The 16,541-nt window shown below is 58.3% G+C and carries 17 protein-coding genes; 2 read left to right on the top strand and 15 right to left on the bottom strand.

What is annotated here, in order from left to right; all coding sequences use genetic code 11:
- Nucleotides 1-14: 14 nt before the first annotated feature.
- From FCL49_RS14940 to FCL49_RS14930, 3 genes are read right to left on the bottom strand one after another with little or no spacing between them, the layout of a single operon-like run.
- Entirely contained in the window at nt 15-1,292 is a 1,278-nt protein-coding gene (locus FCL49_RS14940; RefSeq protein WP_174354184.1) for an L-fuconate dehydratase, read from the bottom strand.
- Nucleotides 1,293-1,305: 13 nt separating this feature from the next.
- Entirely contained in the window at nt 1,306-2,151 is an 846-nt protein-coding gene (locus FCL49_RS14935; protein ID WP_174354183.1) for a fumarylacetoacetate hydrolase family protein, read from the bottom strand.
- A gap of 51 nt (nt 2,152-2,202) precedes the next feature.
- Nucleotides 2,203-2,943 carry an SDR family oxidoreductase gene (locus tag FCL49_RS14930; protein ID WP_174354182.1) on the bottom strand — a complete coding sequence of 247 codons (741 nt, stop codon included), beginning with the start codon at nt 2,941-2,943 and terminating at the stop codon, nt 2,203-2,205.
- Between the two features lie 235 nt (nt 2,944-3,178).
- On the opposite strand from FCL49_RS14930, the gene FCL49_RS14925 reads away from it, so the two are divergent.
- Nucleotides 3,179-3,937, top strand: coding sequence for a FadR/GntR family transcriptional regulator (locus FCL49_RS14925; RefSeq protein WP_174354181.1), 759 nt, complete (start codon nt 3,179-3,181; stop codon nt 3,935-3,937).
- 160 nt (nt 3,938-4,097) lie between these two features.
- Nucleotides 4,098-5,240, top strand: coding sequence for a D-alanyl-D-alanine-carboxypeptidase/endopeptidase AmpH (gene ampH, locus FCL49_RS14920; RefSeq protein WP_174354180.1), 1,143 nt, complete (start codon nt 4,098-4,100; stop codon nt 5,238-5,240).
- A gap of 9 nt (nt 5,241-5,249) precedes the next feature.
- Here ampH and FCL49_RS14915 read toward each other — a convergent pair whose 3' ends face one another.
- From FCL49_RS14915 to FCL49_RS14860, 12 genes are all read right to left on the bottom strand, one after another.
- The gene (locus FCL49_RS14915; RefSeq protein ID WP_017891533.1) at nt 5,250-5,549 is read right to left on the bottom strand and encodes an addiction module antidote protein; all 300 of its coding nucleotides are present in this window, start codon (nt 5,547-5,549) and stop codon (nt 5,250-5,252) included.
- Between the two features lie 317 nt (nt 5,550-5,866).
- Complete coding sequence (hpaC, locus tag FCL49_RS14910; protein ID WP_017891532.1) at nt 5,867-6,382, bottom strand: 4-hydroxyphenylacetate 3-monooxygenase, reductase component; 516 nt, start codon at nt 6,380-6,382, stop codon at nt 5,867-5,869.
- Nucleotides 6,383-6,399: 17 nt separating this feature from the next.
- The gene (gene hpaB / locus FCL49_RS14905; protein WP_174354179.1) at nt 6,400-7,962 is read right to left on the bottom strand and encodes a 4-hydroxyphenylacetate 3-monooxygenase, oxygenase component; all 1,563 of its coding nucleotides are present in this window, start codon (nt 7,960-7,962) and stop codon (nt 6,400-6,402) included.
- Nucleotides 7,963-8,141: 179 nt separating this feature from the next.
- The gene (gene hpaA / locus FCL49_RS14900; protein WP_174354178.1) at nt 8,142-9,038 is read right to left on the bottom strand and encodes a 4-hydroxyphenylacetate catabolism regulatory protein HpaA; all 897 of its coding nucleotides are present in this window, start codon (nt 9,036-9,038) and stop codon (nt 8,142-8,144) included.
- Between the two features lie 59 nt (nt 9,039-9,097).
- Nucleotides 9,098-10,468, bottom strand: a complete 1,371-nt coding sequence (gene hpaX / locus FCL49_RS14895) for a 4-hydroxyphenylacetate permease (RefSeq protein WP_174354177.1) — start codon at nt 10,466-10,468, stop codon at nt 9,098-9,100.
- A gap of 30 nt (nt 10,469-10,498) precedes the next feature.
- Nucleotides 10,499-11,293: a 4-hydroxy-2-oxoheptanedioate aldolase gene (hpaI, locus tag FCL49_RS14890; RefSeq protein ID WP_174354176.1), complete on the bottom strand. Its 795-nt coding sequence runs from the start codon at nt 11,291-11,293 to the stop codon at nt 10,499-10,501.
- 124 nt (nt 11,294-11,417) lie between these two features.
- Entirely contained in the window at nt 11,418-12,221 is an 804-nt protein-coding gene (hpaH, locus tag FCL49_RS14885; protein WP_012005083.1) for a 2-oxo-hept-4-ene-1,7-dioate hydratase, read from the bottom strand.
- 10 nt (nt 12,222-12,231) lie between these two features.
- Nucleotides 12,232-12,618, bottom strand: a complete 387-nt coding sequence (locus FCL49_RS14880; protein WP_174354175.1) for a 5-carboxymethyl-2-hydroxymuconate Delta-isomerase — start codon at nt 12,616-12,618, stop codon at nt 12,232-12,234.
- Nucleotides 12,619-12,627: 9 nt separating this feature from the next.
- On the bottom strand, nt 12,628-13,485 hold the full coding sequence (gene hpaD / locus FCL49_RS14875; protein WP_112363117.1) for a 3,4-dihydroxyphenylacetate 2,3-dioxygenase: 858 nt from the start codon (nt 13,483-13,485) through the stop codon (nt 12,628-12,630).
- Between the two features lie 51 nt (nt 13,486-13,536).
- The gene (hpaE, locus tag FCL49_RS14870) at nt 13,537-14,991 is read right to left on the bottom strand and encodes a 5-carboxymethyl-2-hydroxymuconate semialdehyde dehydrogenase (protein WP_153858128.1); all 1,455 of its coding nucleotides are present in this window, start codon (nt 14,989-14,991) and stop codon (nt 13,537-13,539) included.
- Entirely contained in the window at nt 14,988-15,752 is a 765-nt protein-coding gene (locus FCL49_RS14865) for a fumarylacetoacetate hydrolase family protein (protein WP_174354174.1), read from the bottom strand. Before FCL49_RS14865 ends, hpaE begins: the two co-directional genes overlap by 4 nt.
- The gene (locus tag FCL49_RS14860; protein WP_174354173.1) at nt 15,749-16,381 is read right to left on the bottom strand and encodes a fumarylacetoacetate hydrolase family protein; all 633 of its coding nucleotides are present in this window, start codon (nt 16,379-16,381) and stop codon (nt 15,749-15,751) included. The genes FCL49_RS14865 and FCL49_RS14860 overlap by 4 nt, the downstream gene beginning before the upstream one ends.
- Between the last annotated feature and the right edge of the window lie 160 nt (nt 16,382-16,541).

The following is a 16,541-nucleotide window of genomic DNA, read 5'->3' as shown; positions in this document are numbered from 1 at the left end:
GGCGTGTTTCCCGTTCAACCGCGGAACCGGTACTGTTCGAGCGACGCCGCATGCATCTCGATCGAATAGCCGGGGTTGAGCGGTGGCATATAGGCCGCCCCCTTGACCTCGCAGGGGTGGACAAAATGTTCATGCAGATGATCGACGTATTCGATCACCCGGCCATCGTGGGTGCCGGCAATGCACAGGTAGTCGATCATCGACAGATGCTGAACGTATTCGCACAGGCCCACACCACCGGCATGCGGGCACACCGGCAGATGGTATTTGGCCGCCATCAGCATCACCGCCAGCACTTCGTTGACCCCACCGAGACGGCAGGCGTCAATCTGCACCACGTCAATCGCTTCGCGCATAATGAACTGCTTGAACAAAATGCGGTTTTGGCACATCTCGCCGGTGGCCACCTTGACCGGATGCACCCCCTCGCGGATGCGGCGATGTCCTTCCACATCGTCCGGGCTGGTCGGTTCTTCGATAAACCAGGGTTTGGCGAACGCCAGATGCTTCACCCAGGGAATGGCGTCGTTGACTTCCCACACCTGGTTGGCGTCGATCATCAGTTGACGGTCGGGGCCGATCACCTCGCGGGCAATGCGCACCCGGCGGATATCATCTTCCAGATCGCGCCCGACCTTCAGCTTCAGGTAGGAGAAACCGGCGTCGACCGCTTCCTGACACAACCGGCGCAGCTTATCGTCCGGGTAGCCCAGCCAACCAGCGGAGGTGGTGTAGCAGGGGTAGCCGTCCTGCAGCAGTCGCTCCAGGCGTTGCTCCTTGCCGTGCGCCCGCTGTTTGAGCAGGGTGAGCGCTTCCTGCGGGGTAATGCAGTCAGTGATGTAGCGAAAATCGATGCAGCGCACCAGTTCCTCTGGCGTCATCTCCGCCACCAGTCGCCACACCGGTTTACCCTCGGCCTTGGCCCAAAGATCCCAAACCGCGTTGATCACCGCCCCGGTCGCCAGGTGGATCGCCCCCTTGTCCGGGCCGATCCAGCGTAACTGGCTGTCACCGGTAAAACGCCGCCAGAAGGCGCCCATATCGGCGGCGATCTCTTCAAGCCGGACCCCGACGATCTGATGCTCCAGTGCGCGGATCGCCGCGCAGCAGATCTCATTGCCGCGGCCAATGGTAAAGGTCAGCCCGTGGCCGGTCAGATCGTCGCGATCGGTCTCCAGGATCACGTAAGCGGCGGAATAGTCCGGATCCGGATTCATCGCGTCGGATCCATCCAGCGCCAGCGAGGTGGGGAAGCGGATATCTTCAACCCGCAGTGCGGTAATTGTGGTCATGGCGTGCTCCCCATCAGGCTTGTACGGTTGTTTGACGCTGTTCACCCAATCCCTCAATGCCCAGACGCATCGTCTGCCCGGCCTTCAGGTAGAAAGGCGTGGGCTTTTGCCCCATGCCGACGCCCGGCGGCGTTCCGGTGGAAATCACATCGCCCGGTTGCAGGCTCATAAAGCGGCTCAGATAGCTGATAATTTGTGGAATGCGGAAGATCATGGTGCTGGTATTGCCGTCCTGATAGCGTTTGCCGTCCACTTCCAGCCACAGATTCAGGCTATGGGGATCGGCAATTTCATCGGCCGTCACCAGCCAGGGACCAGTGGGGCCAAAGGTGTCGCACCCCTTGCCCTTGTCCCAGGTGCCGCCGCGTTCGATTTGGAATTCACGCTCCGAGACGTCGTTGATCACGCAGTAGCCGGCGACGTGCTGCATCGCGTCCTGCTCGCTGATATAGCGCCCGCCCTGACCAATGATCACCCCGAGTTCCACCTCCCAATCGGTCTTGAGCGAGTCTCGCGGGATCTGCACCTCGTCGTTCGGCCCCACCACCGCGCTGGTCCACTTGCTGAACACCACTGGCTCCGCGGGGATCGCCGCGCCGGTTTCCGCCGCATGGTCGGCGTAATTGAGACCAATGCAGATAAACTTGCCGATGTGGCCCACACAGGCCCCCAAACGCGGCTGTCCAGCCACCTTCGGCAGTTGATTGATGTCCAGTGCGCGCAGTTGGTCCAACGCGGCGGGCAACAGTGCGTCACCACTGAGATCGGCAATGTGCTGCGAGAGGTCACGGATCTGACCCTGAGTATCCAATATCCCTGGGCGTTCCTGCCCCGGTGCGCCATAACGTAAAAGTTTCATCCTGTCCTCACTGTGGAAAATGTGTCGGGCATCGCTGTCTGGGCCAGGGCCTCAGTTACTCCAGCCGCCATCGATAATCTGTACCGTGCCTGTGGTATAGGAACTGGCGTCGGACGCCAGATACAGCGCCAACTGGGCAATCTCGCCGGTGGTGCCGATGCGGCCAATCGGTTGACGGGCAACAAACGCCTGATACACCTCTTCTTCGCTAAGGCCCTGCTCGCGGGCCTGCTCGGCTATGCGCTGGCGCAACGATGGCGATTCCACCGTGCCGGGACAAATGGCGTTGCAACGGATGCCCTGGGTGACGTAGTCCGCCGCTACCGAGCGCGTCAGGCCGATCACTGCCGCCTTGGTGGCGCTGTAGGCAAAGCGGTTCGGTACCCCTTTCACGCTGGAGGCGACCGACGACATATTGATAATCGAGCCGTTTTTGCGTGCCAGCATGCTGGGCAGAAAGGCACGGATCATGCGGAACATCGCCGTCACATTAAGATCCAGAGCAAACGCCCACTGCTCCTCGCTGCACTCGAGGATCGAGCCGCTGTGTACCACGCCGGCGCAGTTGAAAAGCACGTCGACAGGTCCGAGAGTTTCCGCCGCCGCAGCGATCGCCGCAGGATCGGTGACGTTCAGCGTCATCGGCTGAATACCGGCCAGCCCCTGCAGCTGGTCGGTGTTGATATCGGTGGCGATCACCTCGGCACCCGCATCGGCAAACAGCCTGGCGGTGCTAAAGCCAATCCCCTGACCCGCCGCGGTGATCAGCACACGTTTTCCGGTTAAATTCATTTTCGCTCCCTTGGCCTAAAGGCCTAATGGTCAGGCCATTAAAGGCGGTTAAAGGTCAGGCCTTTAACATGACAAAAGACGCTTTACGCGTTATGGTTTGGTGATAATGTTATGAGACACACTTAAAACAGCATTTTGATTAACCAATTTTTTACACTTGAATAACGATTACTCAAGCGGCTTGAGCAATATTTGTGCGCAACATCACTTAACATCGAACAGCCTAAGGTAAAAAATGCCGATCACCCGACTGGAAAACCCACGTATTTACAGACAGATAGCCGACCAATTGAAACGGCTCATCGATAATAACGAATTTCCTCCAGGCAGCCGCCTGCCGTCCGAGCGGGATCTGGCCCAGCAGTTACAGGTTAGCCGGGCCTCCGTGCGTGAGGCGCTGATCGCGCTCGAAGTGATTGGTCTGGTGGATGTTAAAGTCGGCAATGGGGTGATTGTCCGGGCACAAACGCCGACCATGGTTTCTCAGGAACCGGTGATGGCACAGGCCGGGCGGGGTCAGTGGGCGGAAATTGACGATGAGCTGAATATCGAGCTGGATTTTAACGCCGAGCTGCCGCCCTTTTCATTGCTGCAAACCCGTTTACTGATCGAGCCGGAAACCGCCGCGCTGGCGGCACGCCAAGCCACCGACCAGGAATTGGCGGGTATCCGCGCCGCCTATGAACAAAACTGCCGTGATAACCGTGAAGGTTCGGCCACCCACCCCGGTGACCGGTTGTTCCATATCCGCATCGCCCAGGCCAGCGGCAACCCGGCCTACGCATTTATCATCGGCCACCTGCTCGGCCACCGCTACGGCAGCATGTTCCGCGTGCTGCAGCGCAACTATACGCCGGACGATATGTCACACCGCTCCGAGCAGGAACATCAGGCCATTCTGGCGGCGCTCGAAGCGCGTGACGTGCGCGGTGCGCGTAAAGCGATGAAAGCCCATTTGGATCAGGTGATCGCCATATTCACTCGCGCGCAATAGGGCGATGCGGCGGCATCAGGGCGGCGGAAAAATATTTATCAAACCGCTCTTTTTTCCACATGCAGCCAGGGCCGAGGCACATTACACTGACAACAGATAAGACCGGGTCATACTGCGGCCACGGCCTCTCCCTGTTGCCTTTTAAAATGGATAACAACCGTTGAAGAACTCTTTCTCCGCTTCATTGCTGGCGCTGAGCCTGTGTGCCGCCCCGCTGGCCGCGCAGGCCGCCGCCCCGCAACTGGCCTCGCAAATCGTCGACCAGTATGCCGAACATATTTTCTACAACAGCGGCGCCACCGGTATGGCGCTGGTGGTGATCGACGGTAACCAGGTGGTTAACCGCAGTTTTGGCGACACCAAACCCGGCAACAACCTGCGCCCGCGTCCGGACTCGCTGATCCGCATCGCCTCAATCACCAAGCTGATGACCAGTGAAGTGATGGTCAAGATGGCAGCGGAAGGCCGGGTCAAGCTCAACGATCCGCTGCGCAAATATGCCCCACAGGGTGCTTACGTACCGGCTTACAATGCTCGCCAACCGATCACTTTGCTGAACCTGGCAACCCACACCAGCGCCCTGCCGCGTGAGCAGCCGGGCAAGAAGCCGCCAAAAACGCCGGTATTTACCTGGCCGACCAAGGCACAGCGCTGGCAATGGCTGGAACATGCCAACGTCACGGTGCCACCGGGCGTGCGCGCCTCTTATTCCAACCTGGCGTACGACCTGCTGGCGGATGCACTGTCGCGGGCGGCGGGTAAACCTTACACCGCCCTGCTGAAGGAAAAAATCACCGCACCGCTCGGCATGGTCGACACCACTCTCACCCCAAGTGCCGAGCAGTGTTCACGCCTGATGGTGGCTTCCGCCGGCCCGAGCGCCTGCCGTGATACCACCGCCGCGGCCGGCAGCGGTGGCGTTTACTCCACCCCGCGCGACATGCAGCGCTGGATGCAACAGTTCCTCACCTCCAACGTCTCCGGCTCGCGTAAATCGACCGCTGCCAGTGAGCAAACCATGTACTTCCAGCGCAATGACCTGGTATCGCTAAAAGGCATGGACGTGCCGGGTGAAGCCAGTGCGCTGGGCCTGGGCTGGGTGTATATGGCACCGAACGGCGAACTGCCGGGGATTATTCAGAAAACCGGCGGCGGCGGCGGCTTTATTACCTATATGGCGATGATCCCGCAGAAAAACGTCGGGGTATTTGTGGTGGTGACCCGCTCGGAGCTGAGCAAGTTCACCAACATGAGCGATCCGGTGAACCGGCTGGTGAGTGATTTGGCGGCGAATAAAAGTTGATGTTAAAAATCAAACTATTGCACTGAATTTCATACCAGAAGCATGCACGACACGGGTAATCGTCTTTAAGGTAGGGTTTCCTTTGGGCGATAAGGTGCGATACAGCGTTTCTCTGGATATACCTGCCTTATCGGCAATAAACGCCATTCCACCATTGGCTTCAACAATGTGGCGTAATGCGATGAGGAACGCTGTTTCCCCCCCCTCTTCATCCAGCTCTTCTAATGCTGTTTTTAAATACGCGGCTGCAAAGGCCCGATCATTACGAATCATTTCAATGACAGACGCATCATGATCACGGGATTTCATATATTACCTCGACTGATAATCTCTCAAATAATCTTTACCCTATGGCTTTCAAGTTGCAGCTAGGCGCCCAGCTCGCTCATCCCCAGGCGCTTACTTCAGTAAGTAACTGGGGTGAGCGAGTGCAGGTAACAACGCTGCAGCTTGAAAGATAACGGGTAAATAGCTTTCTCAATATCTGCCTGTTGCTTACGATTGTCACCCCAGACAAACGCAACAACGTGACCTGAGCATAATAGACCCGATATCCTGGCCCTTGATTTATTTGAAGCACCTCACACCTTCATGGGGCGCAGCGGTGAACTGCGCCCCTATTATCTTCAGGCCAGAGCCAGCCTTTCGTGCATCACCGGATGGAAGTTGCGCTTGAAGTAGATCAGGCCGTTACCGGCCGCACTGACCACGATCTGGCGGATCTGCACCAGATACACCTGATGGGTGCCGATGCTTTGGATCTGCTCGATCTCCCCTTCCAGGCTGGCCAGCGTGTTACGCAATACCGGCTGCCCCAGTGCGCCACTCTGCCAGTCATCCAGACGGAAACGCTCTTCCATACTGACCTCGGTCATTCCGGCAAAGTGGCGTGCCATCAGCTCCTGCTCATGATTCAACACGTTGACGCACAGCCGTTGATTGGCCTGGAAAACCGGGTTCATCGCGCTGTTGCGGTTAATGCACACCAGCAGCGTCGGCGGCGTATCGGTCACCGAGCACACCGCGGTGGCGGTTATACCGCAGCGTCCCGCCGGGCCGTCGGTGGTGACGATATTCACCGCGGCAGACAGGCTGGCCATGGCGTCGCGAAACAGCAGACGGTGTTCATTTTCCTGAGACATACAAACCTCCTCGCGGATCACTTAAGCAGTTTATCCAACTGATTAATATCGTCATTGTTATGCAGATGCGGCACTTTCCAGCCGTGTTGGTCATAGTCGGACAGGCATTTGTCGACCATTTCCATCATCTTGCCCATGGTGCCGGATCCCTGCGCCTGACGCAGGCATTGCAGGCGGATCTCGTCCTGGCTGCCGGCGTAGTTGATCTCATACAGTTCGTGACGGCCGCCGAACTCACTGCCGATCGCATCCCACATCAGTTTGAGGATCTTGATGCGTTCGACGTGATCCATCCCGTTGGAGCCACGTACATAGCGGGACAGATATTTGTCGATTTCCGGGTTATTCATGTCACGCACGCTGGACGGCAGATAAATCAGGCCGCTGGTGACATTCTTTTCGATGATGTTCTTCACCTTGGCGTAGGCCATCGGCGCCATCACGCGATACGTCTGCAGCGCGGCGGAGTCCGGTAGATAGGCACCGTTTTCCCACTTGGTGGCCTCGGCGCACATCGCATCGGTCAGCGACCAGAACAGATTGCGCCAGGCCACCACTTCGCCGAGATCGGCCTGAACGCCACGGAACTCCAGCACGCCGGTACAGGCCAGGCTCTTTTGCAGCAGCGCGGTAATAAAGTCCATCTTCACCGCCAGACGAACACAGGCCTGCAGTGGGAACAAGCGGGCGAAACCGCCCTCGGTGCTCCAGCGGCGGCAGCGATCGAAATCGCGGTAGATCAGCACGTTTTCCCATGGGATCAGCACGTGATCCATAATCAGGATCGCATCGTTCTCATCAAAACGGCTCGAAAGCGGATAATCGAATGGCGATCCGGTGGCACCGGCGACCAGTTCATAGGAGGCGCGAGAGATCAACTTCACCCCTTCCGCGTCCATAGGTGCGACAAACATCAGCGCAAAGTCCGGGTTGTCGCCCATCACCTGAGCCGAGCCGAAGCCGATAAAGTTGTAGTGGGTCAGCGCCGAGTTGGTCGCGACCACCTTGGCACCGCTGACAATAATGCCGGCGTCGGTTTCCTTTTCCACCTGAATAAATACGTCTTTCACTTCGTTGACCGGCTTGTGGCGGTCGATCGGCGGGTTGACGATGGCGTGGTTAAAATACAGACCAGTTTCCTGAATGCGTTTGTACCAGTGGCGCGCGTTGTCGGCGAACTGGCCGTAAAACTCCGGGTTAGCACCCAACGCAGATCCGAAGGCCGCCTTGTAGTCCGGGGTGCGCCCCATCCAGCCGTAGCTCTGACGCGACCAGTCGGCGATGGCGTCACGCTGTTGACGCAACTCATCCGGGCTGCGGGCGTAGCGGAAGAATTTGTGGGTGTAGCCGCCGTTGCCGGTATCGGTGCCCCAGCACAGACTGTCCTGGCTAACCGGATCGTGCAACGCGTCGTACAGCTGGCCGACCGAGGCCGCTGCGTTGCGGAATGCCGGATGAGTGGTAACGTCCTTCACCCGCTCGCCATAGATATAAATTTCGCGGCCGTCCTGCAAACTCTTCAGGTATTCGTCACCGGCGAACGGGCGTTTGTTGTCAGCACGAAAGTCTTCAGGTTTCATTTAAGTCTTCCTCGTAATCGGTATTTTATGGGCCGTGGAGTCGGCCACTTGTTAAAATAATGTTTTCTTTTGGTTGCTTAATTGAAGCCCCCAACGCCGATTTCGAGAAGAGACTTTTGCGGCAATCGCCGGTACTTTTCAGGCAGCTTGGCCACTATCGCTGCAAACTGTGATCCAGCTTACGAAAGGGAGTGTTGTGCGGCGCGGTAGCTCGAGGGGGAACAGCCTTCCAGCCGATTGAAAAAGCGGGCGAAATAAGCCGGATCCTTAAAACCCAGGCTATAGGCGGTTTCATGCACCGTGCAGGCGCTAAACAGCAGCATACGTTTGGCTTCACGCAGCAAGCGATCGAATATCAGACGTTTGGGGGGCTGGTTGGCGAAACGCCGACACAGGTCATTGAGCCGTGACTCGGTGACGCCCAGCGCCTGGGCATAGTCCGGCACCGGCAGGTGATCGCGGAAACGCTCGTCCACCATCTTGTTAAAACGCTGGAATAATTTCAGCTCGCCACGTACTCCACTGGCGGCAGAGTCCTCCAGCGACGCATTGCGTAACAGCAGGGTAAACACCGCCTGCGCCAGCAGCGCCAGCGTTTGTTCGCGACCGGCTAGGCGCTGGCTGAATTCACGGCGGATCAGCGCCCAGTAATGGCTGAGCGCCGTCAGCTCTTGCGGCGCGTCCGCCATCGACAGGCAAATACCCGGCATGTCCAGCGCCAGGTTGCTGCCGGGGTACAGCCGTTCCAGCAGCGGCCAGATCAACTCCTGACGCACCGTCAGCACGTGGCCGTCACTGTCCGGCTCGGTGAAGAACGCATGCGGCACCGAGGGTGGCGTGAGGATAAACAGCGGTGCCTGCACCGAATAGTGCTGGCTGTCCAACTGTAGCTCAATCTTGCCGGTCTCCAGAAAATGCACCTGGAAGTAACGGTCGTGCCAGTGCACCTGCATATCGCGACCAAAAAAGGCCGCCAGCCCGGCAAAGGTTTCGTAATGCACTTCATCGGTGGCATAACGCGCATCGTACTCTTTGCAGATATCGATATTGGCGATAAAACCGGTACTTTTCTGCATCTATTGACCTCATTCCCCCGGTAAAGGGCGCAGCATGCCGCGCCCGCAAACTTTCCCCATTATGGCGTGGCCCGTGGCCGCGAGCCCTGCATCGGAATACGCCAGACGATCAGCGCCCCCACTATCAACAGTGCCGAAACAAAGTACAGCCCGGAGTTAAAGCTGCCGGTCAGATCCTTGAACCAGCCAATCAATAGCGGGCTGACCGCCGACCCTATATTGCCGGTGGCATTGATCACCGCGATCCCGATCGCCCGCGCCTCCAGGCTGATCGACTGATCCGGCGTGGTCCAGAAGATGGCCATGGCGGTGAATGAGCCCACTGAAGCCATCACGATCCCCAACAGTTGGATCATGCTGTGATCGGTCGCCGAGGCCAGCAGCCAACCGGCAGCAGCAAACAGATACGGCAGTGCGGTGTGGTGTTTTCGCTCCTGCAACCGATCCGAGCGTTTACTCCACCAGATCATCCCGGCGATGGTGCAGATCTGCGGGATCGCCGCCAAAATGCCGATCACAATGTTACTGCTGCCCTGGTTAAAACTCTGCAGGATCTGCGGCGTCCAGATGTTAATGGCGCTCAGGGTATTGGTCAGGCAGAAATAGGCCAGCGTGTACATCAACACGATCGGCGTGAAGATTTCCCGCCACAGGTTGCGCTGTTGCATCGCCCGATGACTGCCTGGCCCATTGGGCTGCACCAGTTGCAGCTTGTCGGCGTCCATCATGGCTTTCAGACTGGTTTTTTCTTCGTCGGTCAGCCACTTGGCCTTGGCCGGGGTATCGTCCAGGTAGAACCACACCACCACGCCCAACAGCACCGAAGGAATGCCCTCTATCAGGAACAGCCATTGCCAGCCCTTGAGGTTCATCAGCCCGTCCAGCGCCAGAATATAGCCGGACACCAGCGAGCCGATCGCCATGGTCACCGGCATGGCGATCATAAACAGCGCGTTGGCCCTGGCGCGGTAAAACGCCGGGAACCAGTAGGTGAGATAAACCAGAATACCCGGCAGGAAACCGGCCTCGGTAATGCCGACAATCATCCGCAGCACATACAGACTGGTTGGGCCGGTGGCAAACAGGGTGCAGGTTGAGGCGATGCCCCACAACACCATGATGGTGGCGATCCAGCGCCGCGCCCCGACGATCCCCAGCATGATATTGCTCGGAATACCGAAAATCACGTAGGTGACGTAGAACAGGGTCGCCGCCAGACCGAACATGGTCGAGCTGAGGCCGAGATCCTTGCCCATGGTTAGCCCGGCGAAACCGATATTGATGCGGTCGAGGAAAGAGAAAACAAACAGCACAAACAGGAAAATAATCAGTCGCCGAAATAACTTTTTAATCACCGATTGTTCGGTGGCGGTTAACGCTTTATGTTGCTGCGCCGGGTTGACCGGCGGCAGCGAATCGACGTTGCTCATGGTGTCTCCAGTAAGATTGCGTCCTGCAACCTAATAAACGCCCGGGGATTGCTCGGGAGGCTGTTGCTGCTTAAAGCGACCGGCCAGGGACTCCGCCGCCCGCGCCAACAGGGTGGTATCCACCCCTACCGCGACAAACAGCGCGCCGGACGCCAGATAATGCTGCGCCAGCTCAGGATTGGCGGTCAGAATACCCGGCGACTTGCCGGCAGCGCTGATGCGCGCAATGGCATCGTCGATGGTGCGTTGCACCTCCGGCTGTTGGGGATTGCCGGCATAACCCATGTCGGCACTGAGATCCGCCGGGCCGATAAACACCCCGTCGACGCCTGCCACCTGCAGGATTTCGTCCAGGTTTTTCACCGCCTCACGAGTTTCAATCTGCACCAATACGCACATCTGCGCGTCGGCCTGTTGCAGATAATCCGGTACCCTATTCCAGCGTGACGCACGCGCCAATGCACTGCCGACTCCGCGTATCCCATGCGGCGGATAACGGGTGGCACGCACCGCTTCACGCGCCTGCTCGGCGTTTTGAATCATTGGGATCAGCAGCGTCTGGGCACCGACGTCCAACAGTTGCTTGATCAGCACCGCGTCATTCCACGCCGGGCGAACCACCGGCTGGCTCGGATAAGGCGCGATCGCCTGCAACTGGCCCAGCACCGTTTGCACGTTGTTGGGCGCGTGCTCGCCGTCGATCAGCAGCCAGTCAAAGCCGGAGCCGGCCAACAGTTCTGCACTGTAGCTACTGCACAGCCCCAGCCACAGGCCGATCTGCGGGCGTTTTTCCTGCAGCGCCTGCTTGAAAGCGTTGGTTAACATTGTGTTCTCCTTGGTGTTTTCCCCTCACCCCGGCCCTCTCCCAAAGGAGAGGGGGTGGATCCAGTCTCATCCAACTCCATCGATCCCCTCTCCCTCTGGGAGAGGGTTAGGGTGAGGGGGGAAATCAAACAAACCGACAGCTAATGCAGCCCATCGGGCCGTAATCAGCATGGAAGGTATCGCCGCGTCGTGCAGCCACCGGCCGGGTAAAGGAGCCGCCAAGGATCACCTGTCCGGCTTCCAGCTCCACGTCATACGGGAACAGCTTGTTGGCCAGCCAGGCCACGCCGTTAGCCGGGTGGTTCAACACCGCCGCCGCCACGCCAGATTCTTCGATCACACCGTTTCGATATAGCAGCGCACTGATCCAACGCAGATCCAACGCATCCGGTTTAATCGGCCGGCCGCCCATCACCACACCGGCATTGGCGGCGTTATCGGAGATAGTGTCGAACACCTTGCGCGGGCGCTGAGTTTCCGGATCGACGTTATGGCTGCGCGCATCGATGATCTCCAGTGCCGGAATGATGTAATCGGTGGCGTTGTAGACGTCGAACAGCGTGCAGTTCGGTCCGCGCAGCGGCTTGGCCAGCACAAATGCCAGTTCAACCTCGACGCGCGGCACGATAAAGCGATCGATCGGAATATCGCTGCCGTCGTTGAAAAACATATCGTCCAGCAGCGCGCCAAAATCCGGCTCGGTGATTTGCGAACTGACCTGCATGGCGCGTGACGTCAGGCCGATTTTATGGCCCTTCAAGGTGCGGCCTTCGGCGATTTTCAGCGCGACCCACTGCCGCTGAATGGCGTAAGCGTCTTCGATGGTGATCTCGGGATGATCCAGCGACAGCGCACGGATCTGCTCGCGGTTCTGCTCCGCCTGATGCAAGCGCTGCACGGCACGGCTCACCAGTTCTTTATTCAACATGGACGGCCCCTTACTCTTTCCGAAATAGCGCGTGGACATTGTTTTGCTTGTAGTTCAGCACCGGATGCAGCTCTTCCATGGCGAACGAAAGTGCCAGAAAGCGGTTGGCCATCAGTTCGGCGAAGTGCTCGGTGATCAGGGTGAACAGCATCGCCCCCACCTGCTCACGGCTTTCCAGACTGCGGCCATGGCCGATCTTCAATGTCATATGCACAAAAGCGTAGTCCCGCTGGCCGTCGGCCATCTGCCAGGTATCGAGCCAGATGGCACGGCTGCGCACCCCGGCCAGTGGGAAAATACCGGTGTCCGCCAGTGCCTGATTGACCTTGGCGAACAGCGCGGGCAAATCCGCCTCACGGCGGATGTTGTCGGTACATTCAGCGTAAAAATGGGGCATTGAGACTCCTCAGGCTTCAGCCGGCAGCGGGAAGATGGCATTGACTTGCCCAGTGCCGGAACTGGCAAACAGCGGGGTAACAAACTCCACCTTGCCGTCATATTTGTCCCAGCCCAGCAGGCCGAGCAGCATCACGGTGTCATGCATGTTGCCCTCGCCGTAGCAGTAGTCGGCGTACTCCGGCAGCATTTCGCAAAACTCGCGGAAGCGCCCTTCCTCCCACAGCTTGACCACCCGTTCGTCCATCTGCTGGTCAAACTGGCGGGTATAGCTGTTCATGCCTTCTTCGGCACGCTGGTCGTCGATAAAGCGGTGTGAAAGCGAACCGCTGGCCAATACCGCCACCGTGCCGTCGTATTTCTCAATCGCGGTTTTGATCGCCTCACCCAGCCGACGGCTGTCGGCAAAGTCATGTACGGTGCAAAACGCCGAAATCGAGATCACTTTGAAATGCTTGTCGCTATTCATGTATCGCATCGGCACCAGCGTGCCGTACTCCAGCTTCAGACTAGGGATCTCATGCGCTTTGGCGCGAACCCCGAGTTTGCAGGCTTCAGCGGCAATCAACTGACCCAGTGCCGGGTTGCCTTCGTATTCGTAGGTCATGTCGCGGATAAAGTGCGGCAGTTCATTACTGGTATACAACCCTTCGAAATGCGGGCTGCAGTTGATGTGATAGGCGCTGTTCACCAGCCAGTGGGTGTCGAACACAATAATGGTGTCGACGCCCATTTCACGGCAGCGCGCGCTGATCTCTTTGTGACCGTCGATCGCCGCCTGGCGGCAACCGTGGTTTTTTCCTGGCATTTCCGACAGATACATCGATGGAACATGCGTAATCTTGGCGGCCAAAGCTAACTTACCCATACAACCTCACATGAAACAAAAATGATTCCGTGAAACAGTGCCGGGACGAACTTAAACGCCCCAGCGTGGGATCGGGTGATCACCCATGGAAATACACACGTTCTTCATCTCGGCGAACACTTCGAAGCTGTATTCCCCGCCTTCACGGCCGGTGCCAGACGATTTCACGCCGCCAAAGGGCTGGCGCAGATCGCGTACGTTTTGGGTGTTGACGAAAACCATGCCCGCTTCAATATTGCGGGCCAGACGCAGCACCTTGCTCACATCCTGCGTCCAGATATACGACGCCAGGCCGTACTCCACGTCGTTGGCCATGCGCAGGCCGTCTTCTTCTGATTTGAACGGCAGCAGGCAGGCCACCGGCCCGAAAATCTCCTCCTGCGCAATGCGCATCCGGTTGTCGACATCCGCCAGCACCGTCGGGCGCAGGAAGTTGCCGTGGCTCAGACCGGCCGGTTTATCCGGGCCGCCCGCCAGCAGGGTTGCCCCTTCTTCGATGCCAAGGCGGATATAGCCGGAAACTTTTTCCCAGTGCTGCGGGCTGATCAAGGCCCCAACCTGAGTGTTGGGATCCTGTGGATCCCCCACCCTCAGGCGGTTGGCGCGCTCGGCGAAGCGTTTGACGAATTCCGGGTAGATGCTCTCCTGAATAAAGATGCGCGACCCGGCGGTGCAGCGTTCACCGTTGATCGAGAAAATGGTGAACAACGCGGCATCCAGCGCGCGTTCGATGTCGGCATCCTCAAAAATCAGCACCGGCGATTTGCCGCCCAGTTCCATGGAAAACTTCTTCAGCCCGGCACTTTCAATAATCCGGCGACCGGTAGCGGTACCGCCGGTAAAGGACACGGCGCGCACGTCTTTATGGCGCACCAGCGCATCACCGGCAGTCGCGCCGTAACCCTGCACCACGTTGAGCACTCCGGCCGGAATGCCGGCTTCCAGCGCCAGTTCGCCCAGACGATCGGCGGTCAACGGCGACAGCTCGGACATTTTCAGCACCGCGGTGTTGCCCAGCGCCAGGCAGGGCGCGGTTTTCCAGGTGGCGGTCATGAATGGTACGTTCCACGGCGACACCAGCGCACACACCCCGACCGGCTGGATCAGCGTGTAGTTGAGCATCTTGTCGTCCACCGGGTAGGTGCGGCCATTCATCTGCTGACAGATCTCGGCGAAGAACTCAAAGTTGTGTGAGGCACGCGGGATCAGCACGTTTTTGGTTTGGTGGATCGGCAAGCCGGTATCGGCGGTTTCCATCTCGGCGATTTGCGGTACGTTCTCGTCAATCAGTTCGCCCAGGCGACGCATCAGACGCGCACGCTCTTTCATTGGCGTATTGGCCCATTTCGGGAAAGCCGCCTTGGCGGCAGCCACCGCCTGGTCGATTTCCAGCTGTCCGCCGGACGCCACTTCCGCCAGCACCTCGCCGTTGGCCGGGTTGGTGGTGGTGAAGTACTCTTTGCTGGCTACGTTTTTACCGTTAATCCAATGGTTGATGGTTTTCATCGCAGGCTTTCCTCGTAATCTTTTTCACTGATGATGTGGTTAACCAGACGGCCAATGCCCTCGATCTCCACCACCACTTCGTCACCCGGCTGCACGTCGGCCAAACCTTTCGGCGTGCCGGTGGCGATCATGTCGCCCGGCTGCAGCGTCATAAATTCGCTCAGGTAACTGATCAAATAGGGGATATCAAAAATCATGTCGCCGGTGCTGCCACGCTGGCGCAGCTCTCCGTTGACGTAAGTGCTGAGCGCCAGACGGTGCGGATCGGCGATATCATCGCGATCGACGATATACGGCCCAATCGGCGTCAGGGTGTCGCGGCTTTTCACCCGCAGGTTCGGACGGTAATAGTTTTCCAGATAGTCGCGGATGGCGTAGTCGTTACACAGGGTATAACCCGCCACGTAGTCCATGGCATTCTCACGGCTAACGTTGCGTGCCGTTTTGCCGATCACCGCCACCAGCTCGGCTTCGTAGTGCATATACTCGACGTCGGCCGGGCGCACCGATACCTGACGGTGGCCGGTCAGGGTGTTGGGGGCCTTCAGGAACACCAGGGGTTCTTCCGGCGCCTTGAATTCCAGCTCGCTGGCATGGTCGGCATAGTTCAGGCCCAGGGCAAACACCGTGCCCTGCGCCGGGGGCAGCCACTCGACTTCCAGTTCATTGAGCACGCTGCCATCAGGCAGGGTGACGCGCAGTTGCTGGTCAACGCTGACGTTAAATATTTGGCCGTGATGGCGAATACGGGCGTGTTTCATGATGCTTCTCCTGCCTGCGTCACACGGTTGGTCAGGGTCGGCAGACCGGCGGCGCGTACCGTCACTTCGTCCCCCGGTTTGATCTCCACCCGCTGGTGCGGCGTGCCGATCAGCACCGCGTCGCCCGGCTGCAGGGTAATAAAATCGCTAATGGCGGCGATCAGTTCCGGCACCGAACGTACCAAATCGGCCGTCGACCAGCGGTCCTGCTCCACGCCGTTGATTTCGGTGATAATTTCCAGCCTGTCGCTGGTTGCCAATTGGCCGATCTCCCCCAGCGGACAAAAACCGTCGCGGCATTTCGCTTTGATCGCCGGGCGGTAAAAGCTGCTTTCCGGCAGGCTGACATCATTGGCCAGCGCATAACCGGCCAGATAGTCGGCTACCCGCGCAGCTGGCACCTTGCGGGCGGTGTTGCCGATAACCACCGCCAGCGTTGCGCCGCTTTGTACTTGCTCACCGGCAGGAAACGGGATCGCCCCGCCGTTGGCCAGGTGGGTATTGCGGGGTTTGATAAACCACACCGGGGTCTTCGGCGGGGTTTTATAAGGTGGCTGATGAAACGCCTGATCCCAGGCATCCATCTGGCTGCGGTGATTCAACGCGACGGAAAAAACGGTGCCTTTCATGCAAACTCCTTTCAATGACAGAACATGACAACCGGCATTCATTAATATGTTAATGATTACTTTTATACGCTGTTCGACTTTTACGCAACGCGGGTGGATTGATTTGTGATCGCGCTAACAAAATATTCACAAACCACAAACATTAGCGTGATTATTCAAC

It is taken from the genome of Serratia proteamaculans (genome assembly GCF_013337185.1).
Classification (GTDB): domain Bacteria; phylum Pseudomonadota; class Gammaproteobacteria; order Enterobacterales; family Enterobacteriaceae; genus Serratia; species Serratia proteamaculans_D.
Note: the sequence above shows the minus strand (reverse complement) of the source record. Positions and strands in the feature narration are given on the sequence as shown.

Bases quoted from the DNA above. Each gene is read 5' to 3' on its own strand.
- FCL49_RS14940 (WP_174354184.1), bottom strand. From the start codon at position 1,292: ATGACCACAATTACCGCACTGCGGGTTGAAGATATCCGCTTCCCCACC.
- FCL49_RS14935 (WP_174354183.1), bottom strand. From the start codon at position 2,151: ATGAAACTTTTACGTTATGGCGCACCGGGGCAGGAACGCCCAGGGATA.
- FCL49_RS14930 (WP_174354182.1), bottom strand. From the start codon at position 2,943: ATGAATTTAACCGGAAAACGTGTGCTGATCACCGCGGCGGGTCAGGGG.
- FCL49_RS14925 (WP_174354181.1), top strand. From the start codon at position 3,179: ATGCCGATCACCCGACTGGAAAACCCACGTATTTACAGACAGATAGCC.
- FCL49_RS14915 (WP_017891533.1), bottom strand. From the start codon at position 5,549: ATGAAATCCCGTGATCATGATGCGTCTGTCATTGAAATGATTCGTAAT.
- hpaC (WP_017891532.1), bottom strand. From the start codon at position 6,382: ATGTCTCAGGAAAATGAACACCGTCTGCTGTTTCGCGACGCCATGGCC.
- hpaB (WP_174354179.1), bottom strand. From the start codon at position 7,962: ATGAAACCTGAAGACTTTCGTGCTGACAACAAACGCCCGTTCGCCGGT.
- hpaA (WP_174354178.1), bottom strand. From the start codon at position 9,038: ATGCAGAAAAGTACCGGTTTTATCGCCAATATCGATATCTGCAAAGAG.
- hpaX (WP_174354177.1), bottom strand. From the start codon at position 10,468: ATGAGCAACGTCGATTCGCTGCCGCCGGTCAACCCGGCGCAGCAACAT.
- hpaI (WP_174354176.1), bottom strand. From the start codon at position 11,293: ATGTTAACCAACGCTTTCAAGCAGGCGCTGCAGGAAAAACGCCCGCAG.
- hpaH (WP_012005083.1), bottom strand. From the start codon at position 12,221: ATGTTGAATAAAGAACTGGTGAGCCGTGCCGTGCAGCGCTTGCATCAG.
- FCL49_RS14880 (WP_174354175.1), bottom strand. From the start codon at position 12,618: ATGCCCCATTTTTACGCTGAATGTACCGACAACATCCGCCGTGAGGCG.
- hpaD (WP_112363117.1), bottom strand. From the start codon at position 13,485: ATGGGTAAGTTAGCTTTGGCCGCCAAGATTACGCATGTTCCATCGATG.
- hpaE (WP_153858128.1), bottom strand. From the start codon at position 14,991: ATGAAAACCATCAACCATTGGATTAACGGTAAAAACGTAGCCAGCAAA.
- FCL49_RS14865 (WP_174354174.1), bottom strand. From the start codon at position 15,752: ATGAAACACGCCCGTATTCGCCATCACGGCCAAATATTTAACGTCAGC.
- FCL49_RS14860 (WP_174354173.1), bottom strand. From the start codon at position 16,381: ATGAAAGGCACCGTTTTTTCCGTCGCGTTGAATCACCGCAGCCAGATG.